The 19,376-nt window shown below is 70.9% G+C and carries 16 protein-coding genes; 8 read left to right on the top strand and 8 right to left on the bottom strand.

Going from position 1 to position 19,376, the window contains the following annotated elements:
* Positions 1-155 precede the first annotated feature (155 nt).
* Positions 156-965 carry a phosphatase PAP2 family protein gene (locus ACQP2O_RS07310; protein ID WP_433181091.1) on the top strand — a complete coding sequence of 270 codons (810 nt, stop codon included), beginning with the start codon at positions 156-158 and terminating at the stop codon, positions 963-965.
* Between the two features lie 782 nt (positions 966-1,747).
* Here ACQP2O_RS07310 and ACQP2O_RS07305 read toward each other — a convergent pair.
* Together ACQP2O_RS07305 and mca are read right to left on the bottom strand one after the other, a co-directional pair.
* Positions 1,748-1,984, bottom strand: coding sequence for a hypothetical protein (locus ACQP2O_RS07305; RefSeq protein WP_433181089.1), 237 nt, complete (start codon positions 1,982-1,984; stop codon positions 1,748-1,750).
* On the bottom strand, positions 1,981-2,838 hold the full coding sequence (mca, locus tag ACQP2O_RS07300; protein ID WP_433190956.1) for a mycothiol conjugate amidase Mca: 858 nt from the start codon (positions 2,836-2,838) through the stop codon (positions 1,981-1,983). The genes ACQP2O_RS07305 and mca overlap by 4 nt, the downstream gene beginning before the upstream one ends.
* Before the next feature lie 256 nt (positions 2,839-3,094).
* Here mca and ACQP2O_RS07295 point away from each other — a divergent pair, with 256 nt between their 5' ends.
* Together ACQP2O_RS07295 and greA are read left to right on the top strand one after the other, a co-directional pair.
* On the top strand, positions 3,095-3,460 hold the full coding sequence (locus tag ACQP2O_RS07295) for a DUF4307 domain-containing protein (protein ID WP_433181088.1): 366 nt from the start codon (positions 3,095-3,097) through the stop codon (positions 3,458-3,460).
* A 133-nt stretch (positions 3,461-3,593) separates the two neighbouring features.
* Entirely contained in the window at positions 3,594-4,094 is a 501-nt protein-coding gene (gene greA / locus ACQP2O_RS07290; RefSeq protein WP_433181086.1) for a transcription elongation factor GreA, read from the top strand.
* Between the two features lie 643 nt (positions 4,095-4,737).
* On the opposite strand, the gene ACQP2O_RS07285 is transcribed toward greA, so the two are convergent.
* Positions 4,738-5,205 carry an Lrp/AsnC family transcriptional regulator gene (locus ACQP2O_RS07285; protein WP_433181084.1) on the bottom strand — a complete coding sequence of 156 codons (468 nt, stop codon included), beginning with the start codon at positions 5,203-5,205 and terminating at the stop codon, positions 4,738-4,740.
* Positions 5,206-5,364: 159 nt separating this feature from the next.
* Here ACQP2O_RS07285 and hppD point away from each other — a divergent pair, with 159 nt between their 5' ends.
* The 3 genes from hppD to ACQP2O_RS07270 all read left to right on the top strand — a co-directional run bounded on the left by hppD (position 5,365) and on the right by ACQP2O_RS07270 (position 9,699).
* Positions 5,365-6,540: a 4-hydroxyphenylpyruvate dioxygenase gene (gene hppD / locus ACQP2O_RS07280; RefSeq protein ID WP_433181082.1), complete on the top strand. Its 1,176-nt coding sequence runs from the start codon at positions 5,365-5,367 to the stop codon at positions 6,538-6,540.
* A gap of 156 nt (positions 6,541-6,696) precedes the next feature.
* On the top strand, positions 6,697-8,124 hold the full coding sequence (locus ACQP2O_RS07275) for a M1 family metallopeptidase (protein ID WP_433181080.1): 1,428 nt from the start codon (positions 6,697-6,699) through the stop codon (positions 8,122-8,124).
* Between the two features lie 96 nt (positions 8,125-8,220).
* Positions 8,221-9,699, top strand: coding sequence for a M1 family metallopeptidase (locus tag ACQP2O_RS07270; protein WP_433181078.1), 1,479 nt, complete (start codon positions 8,221-8,223; stop codon positions 9,697-9,699).
* Positions 9,700-9,778: 79 nt separating this feature from the next.
* On the opposite strand, the gene ACQP2O_RS07265 is transcribed toward ACQP2O_RS07270, so the two are convergent.
* The 5 genes from ACQP2O_RS07265 to ACQP2O_RS07245 form a co-directional block, all read right to left on the bottom strand.
* Positions 9,779-10,555: an ABC transporter permease gene (locus tag ACQP2O_RS07265; RefSeq protein ID WP_433181076.1), complete on the bottom strand. Its 777-nt coding sequence runs from the start codon at positions 10,553-10,555 to the stop codon at positions 9,779-9,781.
* A gap of 4 nt (positions 10,556-10,559) precedes the next feature.
* The gene (locus ACQP2O_RS07260; protein WP_433181074.1) at positions 10,560-11,510 is read right to left on the bottom strand and encodes an ATP-binding cassette domain-containing protein; all 951 of its coding nucleotides are present in this window, start codon (positions 11,508-11,510) and stop codon (positions 10,560-10,562) included.
* A 172-nt stretch (positions 11,511-11,682) separates the two neighbouring features.
* Positions 11,683-12,894: a threonine ammonia-lyase gene (ilvA, locus tag ACQP2O_RS07255; RefSeq protein WP_433181072.1), complete on the bottom strand. Its 1,212-nt coding sequence runs from the start codon at positions 12,892-12,894 to the stop codon at positions 11,683-11,685.
* Between the two features lie 49 nt (positions 12,895-12,943).
* Positions 12,944-13,867, bottom strand: a complete 924-nt coding sequence (locus ACQP2O_RS07250) for an ROK family protein (protein ID WP_433181070.1) — start codon at positions 13,865-13,867, stop codon at positions 12,944-12,946.
* Entirely contained in the window at positions 13,864-15,057 is a 1,194-nt protein-coding gene (locus ACQP2O_RS07245) for an FIST signal transduction protein (RefSeq protein WP_433181069.1), read from the bottom strand. Before ACQP2O_RS07245 ends, ACQP2O_RS07250 begins: the two co-directional genes overlap by 4 nt.
* Before the next feature lie 941 nt (positions 15,058-15,998).
* Between ACQP2O_RS07245 and ACQP2O_RS07240 the strand changes: the two genes are divergently transcribed.
* Positions 15,999-17,390 carry a sigma 54-interacting transcriptional regulator gene (locus tag ACQP2O_RS07240; RefSeq protein WP_433181067.1) on the top strand — a complete coding sequence of 464 codons (1,392 nt, stop codon included), beginning with the start codon at positions 15,999-16,001 and terminating at the stop codon, positions 17,388-17,390.
* 15 nt (positions 17,391-17,405) lie between these two features.
* Positions 17,406-19,370: a VWA domain-containing protein gene (locus ACQP2O_RS07235; protein ID WP_433181066.1), complete on the top strand. Its 1,965-nt coding sequence runs from the start codon at positions 17,406-17,408 to the stop codon at positions 19,368-19,370.
* Positions 19,371-19,376: the final 6 nt, after the last annotated feature.

Genomic DNA, 19,376 nt, shown 5'->3' with positions numbered 1-19,376 from the left:
TCCTCGTGAGACGCCCCGCGACCCCTGGGCCCCTGCGGGGAATGAAGTAGGTAGATGTACGTTACACATAACACCGTTTCATGAGGGTACCGAGAGACCTCGACCAGAGGTACGACGGCGGAGGGGGTCCCGCATTGGTGACGAAAGTTCCCCGGATGTATTCGGCACCGCCCCCGCTTCCGGCCGCCTCCTTCCGGACCCGTAGCCGCTGGTGGCGCGAGGTGCTCGTGCTCTTGGCCGTGTACCTGATGTACGACGGCGTGCGCGTGCTGGTGGCCGCCGGCCACGGGCAGGCGCTCGCCGACGCGCATCACGTGCTGGGCATCGAGCAGGCGCTGCGCGTCGCCCACGAGCGCACCGTCAACCACGCCGTCTCCGCCTGGCCGATCCTCGGCGTCACGATGTCGTACGCCTACGCGACCCTGCACTATCTCGTCACGCCGCTCGTGCTCGTCTGGCTCTGGAAGAAGCGCCCCTGGCAGTACGCGCGGGCCCGTACGACGCTCGTCGTGGCCACGCTGCTCGGGCTCGTGGGTTTCTCGCTGTTCCCGACGGCCCCGCCGCGGATGCTGCCCGGCTTCGTCGACACGCTCGCGAAGTACCAGGACTGGGGCTGGTGGTCCGGGGACGCCAGCGCGCCGAAGGGCCTGGGCGGGCTGACGAACGAGTTCGCCGCGATGCCCTCGCTCCACGTGGGCTGGGCGGCCTGGTGCGGCTGGCAGATCGCCCGCAACACCGTCCGCCGGTGGCTCCAGGTCATCGCGGTCGCCTACCCGGTCTTCATGGTCGCCGTCGTGATCGGGACGGGCAACCACTACCTCGCCGACGCCGTCGCCGGGCTGGTCGTGATCGTCATCGGAGCCGGGATCGCCGACCGGCTGGATCGGCTTCGCGACCGCACGCCGTCGGCCGCGGTCCCGGAGTACCCGCCTCGCCCGGACCCGGCCGCCCGGTCCCTCACCTGACGCGACCGCTCGGGGGCACGCGACTCGCGGCGTACGCACCGGTCAGGCCGCCCCTCGCCGCGCGGGTCGCCCAACGGTGCCAGTTCGTCGCGCGGAGACGGTCGCTCCGCCGCACCGGTTGCCTCGCAGCGTCAGTCCCGTCGCGGTGCCGGTCGCCCTGCCGACCCGATCGCCGCGCGGAGTCGGTCGACTCGCCGGTCGCATCGCAGCGCCGGTCCCTTCGTAGTGCTGGTTCGCCGCACCGGTCGTCGCGCGGCAACGTCTCGCCTTACCGGTCACCGCGCGAAGCCAGCCACCCGCCGCGCTGATCGTCGCCCGGCGACGTCCCGCGGTGCCGATCCGGTCGTGGTGTCGGCTCGCCGCACCGGTCGTCGCGCGGCAACGTCTCGCCTTACCGGTCACCGCGCGAAGCCAGCCACCCGCCGCGCTGATCGTCGCCCGGCGACGTCCCGCGGTGCCGATCCGGTCGTGGTGTCGGCTCGCCGCACCGGTCGTCGCGCGGCAACGTCTCGCCTTACCGGTCACCGCGCGAAGCCAGCCACCCGCCGCGCTGATCGTCGCCCGGCGACGTCCCGCGGTGCCGATCCGGTCGTGGTGTCGGCTCGCCGCACCGGTCGTCGCGCGGCAACGTCTCGCCTTACCAGTCGCCGCACGAAGCCAGTCACCCCACCGCGCCGGTCGTCACCCGGCGACGTCCCGCCGTACCGACCCTGTCGTGGTGCCGGTTTGCGGCGCCGGTCGCCTCGCGGCGGCGGGGAAGGTCTGCCGTGAACGGCGGGAGATCAAGCGTCGCGCTCGTCCTCCGTGGACTCGGCGCTCTCCTTGGACCGGGCGCTCTCCTTCTGCCGGCGCTCCCAGTCGGCCTGCCGGAGCTCTTCCTCGCTCGGCGCCTCGATCTTCCGGATCTGCTTGTTCATCGAACGGATCAGGAAGAAGAGCGTCAGGCCCAGTGCCGCGACGATGAAGAAGGCCACCACGCCAGGGGTGACCTGGTCTTCGTTGACGGCGAGAACCATCATGGCAGACACACCTTTTCCCGGACGCCGGCGAACAGGTCGTCCTCCGGCAGCTCCGTATCGACCAGGGAACGCGCCAAATGGTAGTCCTCGGTCGGCCATGCCTCGCGCTTGATGTCCGTCGGGCATGCGAAGAAGGGGCCGTTCGGGTCGATCTGGGTGGCGTGCGCCAGCAGCGCCTGATCGCGCACCTCGAAGTAGTCGGCGCACGGCACCCGCGTGGTGATCTCCCACTGGAGCGGGCGGTCCTGCCAGCGCTTGAGCATCTCGGCGTACGGCGACTCGAGGCCCGCCTTGATCATCGCCTCGTGCTCGGCCTCGAACCGCTTCTGGTGGAAGGTCATGTGGTAGTAGAGCTTCAGCGGCTGCCACGGCTCACCGGTGCCGGGGTAGCGGTCGGGGTCGCCGGCCGCCTCGAAGGCCTCCACCGAGATCTTGTGGCACATGATGTGGTCAGGGTGGGGATAGCCGCCATTGTCGTCATAGGTCAGCACGACGTGCGGCCGGAACTCCCGCATGGCCCGGACCAGCGGCTCACTCGCCACATCGAGCGGCTGCAGGGCGAAGCAGCCCTCCGGCAGCGGCGGCAGCGGGTCGCCCTCGGGCAGCCCCGAGTCGACGAAGCCCAGCCACCGCTGCTCGACGCCCAGGATCTCGCGGGCCTTGGCCATCTCCTCCATGCGCACCGCCGCGAGGTCGGCCTTGATCTCCGGCTTCTCCATCGCCGGGTTGAGGATGTCGCCGCGCTCGCCCCCGGTGCAGGTGACCACCAGCACCTGGACCCCCTCGGCGGTGTAACGCGCCATGGTGGCGGCGCCCTTGCTGGACTCGTCGTCCGGATGAGCATGGACGGCCATCAGACGCAATGGCTCCGAACCGGTCGATACCTCGGACAACGTAGGCTCCCCGTCAGCGTAAGGTCGTAATCGTCGCGCGCGCGGCCACCGGGTCGCCGGAGGCCGCTCTCGCCGAGAACGATTCTTCCGGAGAACACCGGACCCCCGCACGGAGATTCCCGCGCGCGGACACGGTAACGACCGCCACCGACATTCGAGGGAGGGATGCGGTGTTCGCCCTCGACCCCACCACCGAGGCGGCCACGCCGCGACGCCGATGAGCACGAGCAGTACCGCCCGCAAGGGCAACATGGTGGCCTACGGGGTCATCGGCGTGTTCGTGGCGATCTGCGCCGTGGGCTGGGCGATCATCGTGGGATACTCCGAGGGCAAGCCCGGGGTGACCCCGGAGGTAATCTCCTTCCAGCTGGCCGATCGATCGGTGCGCGTGCACTACCAGGTCAGCAAGCCGAAGGGCGAGAACGTGCGGTGCGCGATCGTCGCGTACGGCACCGATCACGGCGAGCTCGGCCGGGCCGAGATCACCATCCCGCCGGGGACCGGCAGCGTCGAGCGGCACCAGGAGCTGCCGACGTCCGCGCGCGCCACATCCGTGACCGTCACGGACTGCCGAACAGGTTAAAAAGGGTTCCCCGCCGGGGAACAAACATGAACGTCATAACGGCATAAAGCTCTCGTCCCCCGGCTACTTCACGTTCAAATGCCGGTAGCCTAGAGAGTTCAACGGCCGCACTTCATGTGGATGAGGAGTACCCGTGACCGAGACCCGCAATGAGAACGTCACCTGGCTCACCCAGGAGGCGTACGACCGGCTCAAGGCTGAGCTGGACTACCTCACGGGCGAGGGCCGGATCGCGATCGCGCAGAAGATCGAGGCCGCTCGTGAAGAAGGGGATCTGCGGGAGAACGGCGGATACCACGCGGCCAAGGAGGAGCAGGGCAAGCAGGAGGGCCGCGTCCTCCAGCTCCAGCAGATCCTGCAGAACGCCCGCGTGGGCGAGGCCCCCCGCACCGAAGGCGTGGTCGGACCCGGCATGACCGTGACCGTGCAGTTCGTCGGCGATGACGAGGAGGTCACGTTCCTGCTGGCCTCTCGTGAGGAGAGCGGCGCCCCGATCGACGTCTACTCCCCCAAGTCCCCGCTCGGCGCCGCGATCAACGGCAAGAAGGTCGGCGAGAAGGCCAAGTACACGCTGCCGAACGGCCGCGGCATGCAGGTCGAGATCCTCGACGCCACGCCGTACGTCGGCGGCTGACCCACCTCTGATCACCGGCTCGGGTTTTCCGGTGCTGACCGGATGCTGGTTTTCCGGTGCTGACCGGATGCTGGTCGTCCGGCGCCGACCGGATGCTGGTCGTCCGGCGCCGACCGGATCCTGGCCCTGGGCCGGCGCGTCCAGCATGGGCGAAAAAGGTCCACGCTGAGGACGCCCGGATGGTCGTACTCGTCATCGTCCGCACGTTCGCAGCGTGCGGGCGATGACGCACGCCAGGGCCGGACGCCGGTCTTATGCGGACCTTCGCCTCGGATCGAATGCCGATCTCACGTCGGACGTCTGTCACACGCCGGACCCTCGCTTCAGCCCGGACGCCAGGCTCAGGTAGGACGTCCGTCATACGCCGGACCTTCACCTCGGCCCGGACCCCGGTCTCAGACCGGAGACGCCAGTCCCAGGTTGGATGTCCGGCTCATGCCGCCTTGCCGCAGGCCGGACCGTCGCCGGAGGCCGGACGCCGAACTGAGGTAGGACGTCCGTCACACGCCGGACCTTCACCTCGGCCCGGACCCCGGTCTCAGGCTGGACGCCCGTCACATGCCGGACGTCAGCCCCAGGTTGGACGCCCGGCTCATGCCGCCTTGCCGCAGGCCGGACCGTCGCCGCGGGCCAGGCACCGGACTCAGGATCGGGCGGCCGCTCGTACCAGGGGCAGTGTCCGCTGCGGAACGGGGGTGGCCAGCGCGATGACGGTCGACGTCCGCTGGACGCCCTCGACGTCGACGATCTGGTCGATGACGCGCTGGAGATCCTGGTTGCTCCGCCCGACGATGCGGCACAGCATGTCGCCCCCGCCGGTGATCGTGTGCACCTCGATCACCTCGGGGATCGCCGCCAGCCGGTCGGCGACGGGGTCGTGGCCGCCGGCCTGCCGGATCTCCAGGGTGACGAACGCGGCGACCTGGTAGCCCAGCGCGGCGGGGTTCACGTCCGGCCCGAACCCGCGGATGACTCCGCGCTCCTGGAGCCGGTCAAGCCGCGCCTGCACGGTGCCGCGCGCCACGCCGAGCCGGCGTGAGCACTCCAGCACACCGATGCGCGGTTCCTCCGTGAGCAGCCCGATCAGCCGGGCGTCCAGCTCATCGATCATGTCGCCCTCTCGGCCACCTGGGCAGGGTGTACAGATATACCCCCATCTCCCGATCACCACTGTACAGGTTGCGCAGTCAAATCGATGCCCCTTGCGCACTATGTAGCCGACGATCGACATTGTGGGGGAACGTCGCTCACCACCGCGCAGGGAGTAACCATGACCGACGTAGCCGGGCAGAAGAACCTGACGCCGGAGCAGCACGCCGACGACCGCCGGGCGCCGCAGGCGCGCCGCGAGGACCCGTTCCCCGTCAAGGGCATGGACGCCGTCGTGTTCGCCGTGGGCAACGCCAGGCAGGCGGCGCACTACTACTCGACCGCGTTCGGGATGCGGTGCGTCGCGTACAAGGGGCCGGAGACCGGCAGCCGGGACGAGGCCGCGTTCGTGCTGGAGTCTGGCGGCGCGCGCTTCGTCCTCAAGGGCGCCGTCCGCGCCGGCACCGACCTCGGCCGGCACGTCGCGGAGCATGGCGACGGCGCGATCGACCTGGCCATCGAGGTGCCGGACGCCGAGACGGCCTACCGGCACGCGATCGCCCGGGGGGCGCGGAGCGTCGAGGCCCCGCACGTCGCCGAGGACGACCACGGCAAGGTCGTGATCGCGGCCATCGCCACCTACGGCGAGACACGGCACTCACTCGTCCAGCGAACCGACTACTCCGGCCCGTATCTGCCGGGATACGTCGCCGTCGACCCGATCGTCGCGCCGCCCGCCAAGAGGTACTTCCAGGCGATCGACCACTGCGTCGGCAATGTCGAGCTCGGCAAGATGGACGAGTGGGTGGAGTTCTACCAGCGCGTGATGGGCTTCACCAACATGAAGGAGTTCGTCGGCGATGACATCGCCACCGAGTACTCCGCGCTGATGTCGAAGGTCGTGGCCGACGGCACCAGAAAGGTGAAGTTCCCGCTGAACGAGCCGGCGATCGCCAAGAAGAAGTCGCAGATCGACGAGTATCTGGAGTTCTACGGCGGTCCCGGCATGCAGCACATCGCGCTGGCGACGGGCGACATCCTGCACGCGGTCGACTCGATGCGCGCGGCGGGCGTGGAGTTCCTGAACACGCCCGACTCCTACTACGAGGACCCGGAGCTGCGCGAACGCATCGGCGAGGTCCGCGCGCCGATCGAGGAGCTGCAGAAGCGCGGGATCCTGGTGGACCGGGACGAGGACGGCTACCTGCTGCAGATCTTCACCAAGCCGGTGCAGGACCGGCCGACGGTCTTCTTCGAACTGATCGAACGGCACGGTTCACTCGGATTCGGTAAGGGCAACTTCAAGGCGCTTTTCGAGGCGATCGAGCGCGAGCAGGAACTCCGCGGAAATCTCTAGTCGGCGAACCGGCGTAGCAAAGCGGAGATCGATCGCAATCGGCCGGTAAAAAGTCACCCAAGCAGGTGCCGCCCGATCCGGTTAACCCCCTTCGCGGGCCGGATCGGGTAAAGCGCCGAGTTGCCCATATCGCCGTTTTGCCGTCAGGCTGGGTCGGTGAGCCATGCGTCCCAGATCATTGCGAGCGCGCTGGCCCTCAGCGTCCTCACCGCCTGCTCGGACAACGGCGACCCCGCGCGGTCACCGGCGTCGCGGGTGGCTTCTGCGGCCCCGGGCGTCGGGGCCGCGAGCGCGGGAGACCCCTACACCCCCGGTGACGGCAACGGCGGCTACGACGTACGGAACTACGACCTGGACCTGCGCATCAAGCCACGCACCACGCCCGAGCTGGCCGGGACCGCGACCCTCAGCGCGGTCGCGACGAACCGGCTGACGCGCTTCGACCTGGATCTCAGCGGGCTCACCGTCTCGAAGGTGACGGTCGGCGGCGCGGCCGCCTCGTACACCCGTAACGGCAGCGAGCTCGTCGTCACCCCTCGTACGCCGATCGCCCGGGGTGGGAACTTCACCGTCCAGGTGGAGTACTCCGGGAACCCGCACGCGATCAACGATCCGGTGCTCGGCAGGTACGGCTGGCTCCCCACCTCCGACGGGGTGTTCACCGGCGACGAGCCGAGCGGGGCGCACACGTGGTTCCCCTCCAACGACCACCCCACGGACAAGGCGACGTTCGGTTTCCGCGTGACGGTTCCGCGCGGGCTCACCGCGATCGCCAACGGCTGGCTGACCGGCACCCGCACCGCGGGCGACTCGACGACCTACTCCTGGCGCGAGGACTCCCCCATGGCGACCTACCTGGCCATGGTCGACGTGGGACGGTTCAAGGTCCGTACCGGCCGTACGCCCGGCGGCATCCCGGTGTACGCGGCCGTCGATCCCGCGATCACGACGACGACCGTGGACAAGCTGTACGACACGACCGCGCGCGTCACCGACGCGTGGGCGAAGCTGTTCGGCCCGTACCCGTTCGGCTCCACCGGAGGCGTCGTCGACGACGTCCAGGTCGGCTTCGCCCTGGAGACCCAGACCAAGCCGGAGTACGGCGGGCCGATGGGCGGCGATCCCAACACCATCGCCCACGAGCTGTCGCACCAGTGGTTCGGCGACAGCGTCACCCTCACCCACTGGAGCGACATCTGGCTCAACGAGGGCTTCGCCACGTACGCCGAGTGGATCTGGGGCGAGCGGAGCGGCACCGGCCCGTCGGTGCAGACGCAGTTCGACCAGCGGTACCGGCAGACCGACAGCCCGGATCTGTGGTCCGTGCCCCCCGCCGGGCCCGGCCGGGCGCGGCTGTTCGGCCGTTCGGTGTACGAGCGCGGCGCGATGACCCTGCACGCCCTGCGGCAGAAGGTCGGGGACGCGACGTTCTTCGCGATCCTGCGGGCCTGGACGAGTCAGCACCGGCACGGGAACGCCACGACGCCGCAGTTCATCGCCCTCGCCGAACGGATGTCCGGTAAGGATCTCGGCCGGTTCTTCCAGGTATGGCTGTACGGGACGACCCGGCCGACCACGTGGTGATCAACGAAGCGGCCTTGTGGTGCGTGGTGACAGAGAGCATGCTGTGTCCCGCGTTGCCCCTCGGGCGTTGTGCTCAGAAGACAACTGGAGAGTTGCATGGCGAGGCTAACCCCACGAGCTCTGTCGATCGCCGCCGTCGTGGCGGCGACCGGCCTGCTCACCCCCCTTTCCGCCGCCGAGGCTCAGAGCGGCTTCACGCCCGGCGCACCCGGAGCCGGGGACCCGTACTTCCCCGACATGGGGAACGGCGGCTACAACGCCCGGCACTACAGCCTGTCGCTCACGTACGACGCCGGCACCAAGGCGATCAACGCGCACGCGAAGATCTTCGCGACCGCCACGCAGAACCTGTCCCGGTTCGACCTGGACTTCCTCGGCCCGCTCAAGATCGGCAAGCTGACGGTAGACGGGCAGGCTGCCGCGTACAAGCGCACCGGCGCGCAGGAGCTCGTGATCACGCCCCCGCGCGGTCTGCGCGAGGGACGGGCGTTCACCGTCGACGTCGCCTACTCCGGCGTGCCGCAGATGATCAACGACAAGGCGCTCGGCGTCTCGGGCTGGATCGCCACCCACGACGGCGCGGTGGCCCTGTCACAGCCGTTCGGCTCGGCGACCTGGTACCCCGTCAACGACAGCACCGGTGACAAGGCGACCTACGACTTCACCATCACGGTGCCGAAGGGCCTGAAGGCGCTCGCGAACGGCGAGCCCGCCGGCGCCGACACGCACGGGTCGACCACCACCTATCGCTGGATCGACCGGCAGCCGACCGCAAGCGAGCTCGTCATGGTGGCGATCGGCCACTTCGACGTCAAGGACACCCGCACGCCGAGCGGCCTGCGCAACATCACCGCCGTCGACCCGGCCGCGGTGAAGGCGGCGGCCGGCGCCACCGCGTCGGGGAGTACCGACCGGCGCCGCCTTCCCGCGGTCGCCGTGGCCTCCCCTTCCGGTGACTTCAACACGGCGACCGCGAACGTCATCGAGTGGGAGCAGAAGCTCTTCGGCCGCTACCCGTTCGGCTCCGTCGGCGGGATCGACGTGCTCGCCCCGAACGTCGGCTACTCCCTGGAGACCCAGGGCCGTCCGGTCTACGCGCGGCGCACCGCCGGTGCGCTGCCGAGCGCGGACCTGCTCGCGCACGAGCTGGGGCACCAGTGGTTCGGCGACTCCGTCACGCCGGCGCAGTGGAAGCACATCTGGCTGAACGAGGGGTTCGCGACGTACACCGAGTGGCTGTACAGCGAGCAGCACGGCGGAAAGACCGCGCAGCAGCTGTTCGACGAGGCGTACGCCTCCGCGAAGACCGACTGGAGCGGCAAGGTCGCCGACCCGGGCCGCGACCACATCTTCGACGACCTCGTGTACACGCGCGCCGCGATGACGATCCACCAGATCCGCAAGGCCGTCGGCGACGAGACGTTCTTCAAGCTGATCAAGGCGTGGCCGGCGGCGCACCGCTACGGCAACGACACGACGGCCCAATTCATCGCCTTCACCGAGCACTTCACCCACAAGGACCTGGACAAACTGTTCAAGGCGTGGGTCTACTCCGCGGGCAAGCCCGCCCTCTGAGCGGGACCACCGCACCAGAACGACCGCGACCCGGCGGCCTCACCCGAGGCCGCCGGGTCGTTCACTTCGGCCGTGGCGGTCAGCGGCTGGCGGCCTTCTTGTACTGGCGGACGCCGAGGAACAGGAAGACCAGCGTGATGCCGACGATCCAGGCGACCGACTGCAGGGCCGGCGTGGCGATGGCCCGCCCGTGGCCGTAGAACATGGCCCGCAGCGCGTCGTTCATCGTGGTCACGGGGCTGTACCGGACGGCGTCCTGAAGCCAGCCGGGCAGACTGTCCATGCCGACGAACCCGTTGCTCAGGAAGGTCAGCGGGAAGATCCAGATCATGCCGGCCATGTTGGCCGCCTCGACCGACTTCACGCCCAGGCCGATCACCGTCCCGATCGAGGAGAACGCGAACGCGAAGGCGATCAGCAGCAGGATGCCGCCGAGCGCCGGCGCCACGCCGTTCTGGAACCGGAACCCGACGGCGTATCCGGCCGCGACCATGATGAGCAGCGTGAGAGTGTTACGCGCCGACTCCGCGACCAGCCGGCCGACCAGCACGGCCGACCGGGCCATCGGCAGGGACCGGAACCGGTCGATCAGCCCCTTGTGCAGGTCGTCGGCGAGGCCCACGGAGGTGCCTGCGGTGGCGAACGCCATGGTCTGCACGAAGATCGCGGGCATCATGTAGTTCTTGTAGTCCATGCCCGGGATCTTGATCGCGTTGGCGAAGACCACCGTGAACAGCAGGATGAAGATGATCGGCTGCATGATCGAGAAGAACAGCAGCTCGGGGATCCGCGTCGTGTGCTTCAGGTGACGCCGGGTGATGACCGCCGCGTCGGCGACGGCGTACGGGACGCTCATGGGATCACTTCTCCTCGTCGGCGACGTGACCGGTCAGGGACAGGAAGACCTCGTCGAGGGTGGGACGGCGCAGCGCCAGGTCCTGCGCCTCGACCCCCGCGGTGTCCAGTTCGCGGACGACCTCGGCGAGCGCGCGGGTGCCGCCCGTGACCTGAACGGTGACCAGGTGGCTGTCCTCGTCGACGACCGGCTCGTCGGTGGCGACCCGGCGCAGCGCGGTGGCGGCCTTGGCCAGCTCGGACCGGTCGGCGACGGTCAGCTCGACGCGCTCGCCCCCGACCTGCGCCTTGAGCTCGTCCGCGGTGCCCGTGGCGATCACCTTGCCCTGATCGATGATCGCGATGTCGTCGGCCAGCGCGTCGGCCTCTTCGAGGTACTGGGTGGTCAGCAGCAGCGTCGAGCCCTCGCGGACCAGCTCCCGGATGACGTCCCACATGCCGAGGCGGCTGCGCGGGTCCAGGCCGGTGGTGGGCTCGTCGAGGAAGATGACCTGCGGGCGCGCGACGAGGCTCGCGGCGAGGTCGAGACGCCGGCGCATCCCGCCGGAGTAGGTCTTGGTGACCCGATCGGCCGCGTCGCTCAGGGAGAACCGGTCGAGCAGCTCCCCGGCGCGATCCCGGGCCGCCTTGCCGCCCAGGTGGTAGAGCCGGCCGACCATCTCGAGGTTCTCCCGGCCGGTGAGGTGCTCGTCGACCGCGGCGTACTGCCCGGACAGGCCGATGATCTTACGGACGGCGCCTGGCTCCCGGGCGACGTCGTGACCGGCGATCGAGGCACGCCCCGCGTCCGGTCGCAGCAGCGTGGTGAGGATTCGTACGGCTGTGGTCTTGCCCGCGCCGTTGGGGCCGAGCAGACCGAGAACGGTGCCGGCCGGCACCCGCAGGTCCACGCCGTCCAGCGCGGTGACCTTTCCGTAGTGCTTGGCCAGACCTTCGGCAACGATGATGTCGGACACGTGGTCCCCCGCAGAGAACGGAAGTGGGATCTCCGCCGGTGATATCAGATGGTTACGACACTCCGGCGCTGGCGAGCGCCCCGACCGTACGCGGCGTTCGAATCGGGCACAACCGATTAACCGCCCGGTGAAACCCGAAGCCGGATATGGCTCGAGCAGGGCCGGGGGCGGGTCAGGTGAAGCTGAGCGTGTACCCCTCGGCGCGCAGGCGGCCGAGCACCTCGTCGCAGTGGTCCGGGCCGCGGGTCTCCAGGTGCAGCAGCACCTCGGCCTCGTCGACGTTCAACCGGGCGGCGGTCCGCTGGTGGACGACGTCGAGGACGTTGACCTCCAGCTCGGCCAGCTCACCGAGCAGCGTCACGAGCGCGCCCGGCCGGTCGCGGAGCCGTACGCGGAACATCAGGTAGCGGCCGGCCACGGCCAGGCCGTGCCGGAGCACCTTCGACAGCAGCAGCGGGTCGATGTTCCCGCCGGACAGGACGGTCACCACGGGCGGCTCGAACATCTGCGGCCGGTCCAGGAGCGCGGCGACGCCGACCGCACCGGCGGGCTCGACGACCTGCTTGGAGCGTTCTAGGCAGTTCAGCAGGGCCTGGGAGAGCGTCTCCTCGGAGATGGTGACGACGGAGTCGACGAGCTTGGAGACCAGCTCGAACGTCAGGTCGCCCGGCCGGCCGACCGCGATGCCGTCGGCCATGGTCCCGGCCGGCTCCACCGCCACGGGACGGCCCGCGGCCAGCGAGGGCGGGAACGCCGCCGCCTGCTCCGCCTGCACGCCGATCACCCGGACGTCGGGCCGGAGCTCCTTGACGGCCGCCGCGATCCCCGCGATCAGGCCGCCGCCTCCCACCGGCACGACGATGGTGCGGACCTCCGGGCACTGCTCGAGGATCTCCAGGCCGACCGTGCCCTGCCCCGCCACCACGTCGGCGTGATCGAACGGGTGGATGAACACGGCGCCGTTGTCGCGCGCGTAGGCCTTCGCGGCGGCCAGGCAGGCGTCCACGCCCGGCCCGCCGAAGATCACCTCCGCGCCGTACGCCCGGGTCGCGGCGACCTTGGGCAGCGGCGCGCCCTCGGGCATGAAGACGACGCTGCGGGCTCCGAGCAGGGTGGCGGCCAGCGCCACGCCCTGCGCGTGATTGCCCGCGCTCGCCGCGACCACGCCGCGTGCCCGCTCCTCGTCGGTGAGGCGGGAGATGCGGACGTACGCCCCGCGGGACTTGAACGATCCCGCGCGCTGGAGATTCTCGCATTTGAGCAGGACGGGGCCGCCGACCTTCGCCGACAGCGACCGGGACTCCAGGATCGGCGTGGTCACGGTGACCTCGCGCAGCAGCTCGCGAGCCGCGCGAACATCATCCGCGCTGACGGGACCGCTCATGCCAAAAGTCTCCCACGGTCATGGCGGGCCCCGGCCCGCACGTGCGCGATCAGTCCGCGGTCCAGTAGCGGTCGGCGGCGAGAATGAACGCCGCGGCGCCGACGAGGCCCGCCGTCTGCCCCAGCGCCGCGGGCACGACCCGCACCTGCCGGGCGAACTCCATCCGGGCGTGCGCCCGCAGCGTCTCCTCGAGCGGCCGGAACAGCAGCGGACCGGCCTGGGACAGGCCCCCGCCGATCGCCACGACCTCCAGGTCGCACAGGTGCGTCGCGGAGGCGATCGCCACGCCGAGCGCCCACCCGGCGCGGTTCATCGCCCGGACGGCGATGGGGTGCCCTCGGGCGGCATCGTCGGCGAGCTCCTTGCCGGTCTCGCCCGGCCAGCCCTGCTCCCGCGCCCAGGCCGCCAGGCCCGGACCTCGGGCGATGGCCTCCAGGCAGCCGCGCCCGCCGCACTCGCAGGCCGGCCCCTCGTGATCGACGATCACGTGACCGATGTGCCCGGCGTTGCCGCTGACGCCGTCGACCAGGCGGCCGCCGAGGATCAGCCCGCCGCCCACACCGGTCGAGACGACCATGCCGAGCATGCCGTCGCGGCCACGGCCGGCGCCGCGCCAGTGCTCCCCCACCGCCACCGCGACCGCGTCGTTGTGGAGGCGCACCGGCAGGCCCGGGAACCGCTCCTGAAGCCGCTCACGCAGCGGGAACCCCCGCCACGCGGGGATGTTGAGCGGGGACACCTTCCCGCTCGGCCAGCTCATCGGCCCGCCACACCCCACCCCGACCCCGGCGAGCCGCTCGGACGCGAGCTTGTCGATCAGGGTCAGCACCGTCCGCCAGAGACCATCGGCGTCGGCGTGCGGCGGCTGCGGGGTCGCGATCCGCTCATAGGCGGCGATCCGCCCGCCCGGCTCGACCAGGGCGGCGGCCATCTTCGTGCCGCCGACATCGATGGCGAGAACGGAGCCGGTCACGCGGAGTCCTCCTTGCTGCCGGGCCCGAAGGCCAGGATCGACGCGGTGAAGCTGTGCACATGGTTGCGCCCCGCGACCGGGCCGATCTCGCCGGCGGCGAAGAACCCGCCGACACCCGGTCCACCCAGCACATCACGCAGCGCTCGTACGTCGTGATCCGAGGTCGGGAACATCCCACGGCCCCGCCCGGTGCAGGCGAACAGCAGCGCCCCCTCGATGGGGGCCAGGTCGAGGTCGCCCAGGAGATGGGTGAGGTCCTCGTCCGCCGCGCCGGCGTCGCGCACGTGGAAGCGGACCGTACGGCCGACGTCGATGACGTCGCCGGTGGCGAGCGCGCCGACCTCCGGATCCGCGCCGATCACCCCGCGGACGAGGAAGTCGCCGCGTTCGTGCTCGTCGGCGTACTCGTCCATGGCCACACCGATCAGCAGCCCGGCCTCGATCAGCTCCCGGTCGCCTTCCGGCAGGTCGGCGACGATCTCCTCCAGCTTGGCCAGCGCGGACATGCCGGCCAGCTCGTACAGGATGTTCTCCTCGGCCTTGGTGACCACCATGGTCGGGCCGACGGGCCGGGCGCCCTGGCTCACCACGGTCGAGGTCATCACGGACCCGCCGAGCAGCACTCCGACGGCCCCGGAGTCGACGATCTCCCCGTCCGCGAAGAGCCGCGTGGTCCCCCGGCCCCCCTGCCCGGTCGCCAGACCGCCGACGAGCGGCAGCCCGGGCAGCACCTCGCCGGATCGCTCGACGAACGCGTCCACGGGAAAGCTGTACGGGTCGGCCAGCAGCACGGCCACCACGTCGTCGTCCCGGGTCTGCGGCATGCCGACGACCGCCAGGCGCGGCATCGAGTCCGTCTCCGCGGCGGGGAACTTCAGCGTCTCCAGCCGGAACGGCTCGACACGGGCCTCCGGAAGCCGGGCCGCCCAGGCGCTGACCGCGCTCGCCCCCTCGACCCCCTGGCTTCCGCCGATCACTCCGGGGGCGCCGCAGCCGATGACGTTGGGGGTGCCCGCGATCTCCATCGCCCGCCGCGCCGCGGGCTCGACGGCGTCCGGATCCGGCGCGGACACGAAGACGAAGACCAGGTCCGGAAGACCGTCCAGCGGCGCGACCGCCTGAGCCACCGCGGACTCCGCGGCCTCGACCAGATCCGGCCCGACCGCCAGCCCGTCACCGAAGCGTGCCATCGGCCCCCTCCCCTCCACCGCGACTGCGGATGATTACGGTCTACCACAGGCATCAGACGACGCCACGCGACCACGATCGGCCGGTAATGATGGCAGGCGCCGGCACCGTTCGGTCACCCGGCACCGTCCATCTCCGGCGGACGACGCGCCCCATGGTCGGATGCGGCGGCGAAGATCCCGGCATAGGGTCGAACCCAAGCGACTCTTGAACGGAGCGAGCCCGACGCAGTGAGCGGAGTGGGCGGCTAAGTAACGAGGCCACCTGCGAAGCGAACGAGGAGGGTCGAGCGACCATTGAACACACCGATCCCGACGCAGCGAGTGGAGCGGGCGGCCGGGCAGCGTCTCTTGGCGCGCCTCCGGCACGACGGACGCGGTCCGCGAAGCGAGCGAGGAGGGTCGAGCGACCGTTGAACACGAGCGAGCCGGAGACGGCGAGTGGAGCGGGCGGCCGGGCAGCGTCTCTTGGCGCGCCTCCGGCACGACGGACGCGGTCCGCGAAGCGAGCGAGGAGGGTCGAGCGACCGTTGAACACGAGCGAGCCGGAGACGGCGAGTGGAGCGGGCGGCCGGGCAGCGTCTCTTGGCGCGCCTCCGGCACGACGGACGCGGTCCGCGAAGCGAGCGAGGAGGGTCGAGCGACCGTTGAACACGAGCGAGCCGGAGACGGCGAGTGGAGCGGGCGGCCGGGCAGCGCCTCCGGCACGACGGTGCCGCCCGCGAAGCGAGTCGGAACGGTGAGCGATCCTTGAACCACGCACGAGCCCGACGCGGCCGGCGGAGCGGGCGGCCGAGGAACGACGCCGCCCACGAAGCGGGCCAGGAGGGTCGAGCGACCATCGAACACAGCGAGCCGGACGTGGCGAGCGGAGTGGCCGGCCGGGAAGGTTCGACCGCGTGCCGCGGCACGCGGCGCGCCGGCCGTCCAGCGAGTGAGGAGCGGTGCCGAAAGTGAATACGCGACCAACGACACTCCGCGAGCTTCGGGCCGGTGGCCACGTCCACCGGTCCGTCAAGGCCGAGATCCAGCAGAACCTCGTCGCCCGCCTGCGTTCGGGCGAGCCGCGGTTCCCGGGCATCGTCGGGTTCGACGACACGGTCCTGCCGCACCTTGAGCGCGCTCTGCTCGCGGGACACGACCTGGTCCTCCTCGGCGAGCGCGGGCAGGGCAAGTCGCGGCTGATCCGTACGCTCGGCGGCCTGCTGGACGAGTGGACGCCGGTGGTCGACGGTTGCGAGATCAACGACCATCCGTACGCACCGGTGTGCGTGCGCTGCCGCCGGTTGCTCGCCGAGCTGGGCGATGATCTGCCGGTCGCCTGGAAGCACCGGGACGAACGGTACGGAGAGAAGCTCGCCACCCCGGACACGAGCGTCGGCGACCTGATCGGCGACATCGACCCGATCAAGGTGGCGGAGGGCCGCACCCTCGGGGACCCGGAGACCGTGCACTACGGGCTGGTGCCTCGGACGAACCGCGGGATCTTCTGCGTCAACGAGCTGCCCGATCTCGCCGAGCGCATCCAGGTCTCGCTGCTGAACGTCCTGGAGGAGCGGGACGTGCAGATCCGCGGCTACAACCTGCGGCTGCCGCTGGACGTCCTGCTGGTGGCCAGCGCCAACCCGGAGGACTACACCAACCGGGGCCGGATCATCACCCCGCTGAAGGACCGCTTCGGGGCGGAGATCCGTACGCACTACCCCTTGGACGTGGACGACGAACTCGTGCTGATCGGCCAGGAGGCCCAGGTCTCCGCGGCGGTGCCCGTCCACCTGATGGAGGTCATCGCGCGGTTCACCCGGCTGGTCCGGGAGTCCCCGGCGGTCGACACCCGGTCCGGCGTGTCCGCGCGGTTCGCGATCGCCGCGACCGAGACGGTGGCGGCGTCCGCGATGCGCCGGTCGGCCATCGCGGGCGAAGAGCAGCCGGTGGCCCGCGTGTGCGACCTGCCGTCGATCGTGCCGACCCTCCTCGGCAAGGTGGAGTTCGAGGTCAGCGAGGAGGGCCGCGAGGACGAGGTACTCGCGCACCTGCTGCGCCGGGCGACGGCGGAGACCTGGCGGCGCGCGCTCGGCCCGGTCGACCTCACCGGCCTGCTGGACCGGTTCGACCGGGGAGCGACGGTCGACTCCGGCGAGCTGGTGCCCGCCGCCGAGCTGCTGCACCGGATCGGCCCGGTGTCCGGCCTGGCGCGGATCATGCACAGCCTCGGCATGGAGGGCGAGTCGCCCGGACACGCGGCGGCGGCGCTGGAGTTCGCGCTGGAAGGGCTCTACCTGATGCGCCGGCTGTCCAAGGACACCTCCGACGGAGCCTCTACATACCGGATATGACCCTAGGAGGTCGCCGTGGCCGGATATCGCTATGGCTCGTACCACGAGGGGCCGGACCCGCTCGCGCCCCCGTACGACGTGCGCGCCGCGCTCGACGCCATGGGCGACTCGATGCTGGAGGGCACGAGCCCCACTGACGCGCTGCGCGACCTGCTGCGCCGGGGACTGCCCGGCGAACAGCGGCGGCGCGGCCTGGACGACCTGCTGCGGCAGGTCCGGGCCCGTCGGCAGGAGCTGCGCGGACGCGGCCGGCTGGACGGCACCCTCGAGGAGGCGCGGTCCCTGCTCGACCGGGCGATCGGCCAGGAACGCGCGGAGTTGTTCCCCGACCCGAGCGACGAGGCGCGACTGCGGGAGGCCGAACTGGACGCCCTCCCGGCCGACACCGCGCAGGCTGTCCGCCGCCTCGCGTCGTACGACTGGCGGTCGCCGGACGCCCGGCAGACGTTCGAGGAGCTGAAAGACCTGCTGCGCCGCGACGTGCTGGACGCGCAGTTCCGCGGGATGAAGCAGGCCCTGAGCGACCCGGACCCTGCGGCGATGCAGCGGGTCAAGGACATGATGGCCGCGCTCAACGACATGCTCGAGAAGGACGCCCGGGGTGAGCACACCCAGGAGGACTTCGAGGCCTTCATGCGGGAGTACGGCGACTTCTTCCCGGATGATCCGCAGAATCTCGAACAGCTCGTCGACTCGCTGGCGCGGCGCGCCGCGGCCACCGAACGGCTGCTCGCCTCGCTCACCCCCGAGCAGCGCGCGGAGCTCGCCGCGCTCATGGCGCAGACGCTCGAGGACGCCGGGCTGGCCATGGAGATGGAACGGCTGTCCTCGTCGCTGCGGCAGCGCCGGCCCGACCTCGACTGGTCCGGGTCCGAGCGCATGACCGGCGACGACCCGATGTCCATGGGCGACGCGACGACCGCGCTGCAGGAGCTCGCGGACCTGGCCGAGCTGGAAGGCGCGCTGCGGCAGGACTACCCCGGCGCGCGGATGGACGACATCGACGAGGAGGCGGTGCGCCGCGCCCTGGGACGGCAGGCGGTCGACGACCTCGCCGAGCTGCGCCGCATCGAGGCCGAGCTCGAGCGCCAGGGCTACCTCAAGCGCCGGGGCGGGGCCCTCGATCTGACGCCGAAGGCGGTCCGCCGCCTCGGGGAGACCGCGCTGCGGCGGGTGTTCGCCCAGTTGGACACCGCCCGGCGCGGCGACCACGACCAGTCCGACGCGGGCCAGGCGGGCGAGCTGACCGGAGGGAGCCGCCCCTGGCAGCACGGCGACGAGCAGCCGATCGACGTCGTACGCACCGTGTCGAACGCGCTGCGGCGCGGCGAGCGCCGGCCCGGCGGTGTGGGTGTGCGCCTGACCGTGGACGACTTCGAGGTCCTCGAGACCGAACGCCGTACGGCGGCGGCGGTGTGCCTCCTGGTGGACCTGTCGTACTCCATGGCGCTGCGCGGCACCTGGGGATCGGCGAAGCAGACCGCGCTCGCCCTGCACACGCTGGTGTCCAGCAAGTACCCGCAGGACGCGATCCAGGTCATCGGGTTCTCCAACTACGCGCGGGTGCTCCCGCCCACCGAGCTGGCCGGCCTGGACTGGGACATGGTGCAGGGCACCAACCTGCATCACGCCCTGCTCATCGCAGGACGCCACCTGGAGAAACACCCGGAGCACGAGCCGATCGTGCTGATCATCACGGACGGCGAGCCGACCGCGCACCTGCTGCGGGACGGCCGCTCGTCGTTCGACTGGCCGCCGTCGCGGGAGACGCTGGAGCTCACGCTCGCCGAGGTGGACAAGATGACCCGGCGCCGCGCGACACTGAACATCTTCATGCTCGCCGACGACGAACGCCTCGTGTCCTTCGTCCAGGAGGTGGCGCGGCGTAACGGCGGCCGGGTCTTCGCTCCGACGCCCGACCGGCTCGGCGAGTACGTCGTCCGCGACTACCTCCGCGTCCGCCGCGGCCGGAGTGGCTGAGCCCCC

It is taken from the genome of Actinoallomurus sp. CA-150999 (assembly GCF_050942425.1).
Classification (GTDB): Bacteria; Actinomycetota; Actinomycetes; order Streptosporangiales; family Streptosporangiaceae; genus Actinoallomurus.
Note: the sequence above shows the minus strand (reverse complement) of the source record. Positions and strands in the feature narration are given on the sequence as shown.

Coding starts and splice junctions, on each gene's coding strand:
- ACQP2O_RS07310 (WP_433181091.1), top strand. CDS start 156: ATGTATTCGGCACCGCCCCCGCTTCCGGCCGCCTCCTTCCGGACCCGT.
- ACQP2O_RS07305 (WP_433181089.1), bottom strand. CDS start 1,984: ATGATGGTTCTCGCCGTCAACGAAGACCAGGTCACCCCTGGCGTGGTG.
- mca (WP_433190956.1), bottom strand. CDS start 2,838: ATGGCCGTCCATGCTCATCCGGACGACGAGTCCAGCAAGGGCGCCGCC.
- ACQP2O_RS07295 (WP_433181088.1), top strand. CDS start 3,095: ATGAGCACGAGCAGTACCGCCCGCAAGGGCAACATGGTGGCCTACGGG.
- ACQP2O_RS07285 (WP_433181084.1), bottom strand. CDS start 5,205: ATGATCGATGAGCTGGACGCCCGGCTGATCGGGCTGCTCACGGAGGAA.
- hppD (WP_433181082.1), top strand. CDS start 5,365: ATGACCGACGTAGCCGGGCAGAAGAACCTGACGCCGGAGCAGCACGCC.
- ACQP2O_RS07270 (WP_433181078.1), top strand. CDS start 8,221: ATGGCGAGGCTAACCCCACGAGCTCTGTCGATCGCCGCCGTCGTGGCG.
- ACQP2O_RS07265 (WP_433181076.1), bottom strand. CDS start 10,555: ATGAGCGTCCCGTACGCCGTCGCCGACGCGGCGGTCATCACCCGGCGT.
- ilvA (WP_433181072.1), bottom strand. CDS start 12,894: ATGAGCGGTCCCGTCAGCGCGGATGATGTTCGCGCGGCTCGCGAGCTG.
- ACQP2O_RS07245 (WP_433181069.1), bottom strand. CDS start 15,057: ATGGCACGCTTCGGTGACGGGCTGGCGGTCGGGCCGGATCTGGTCGAG.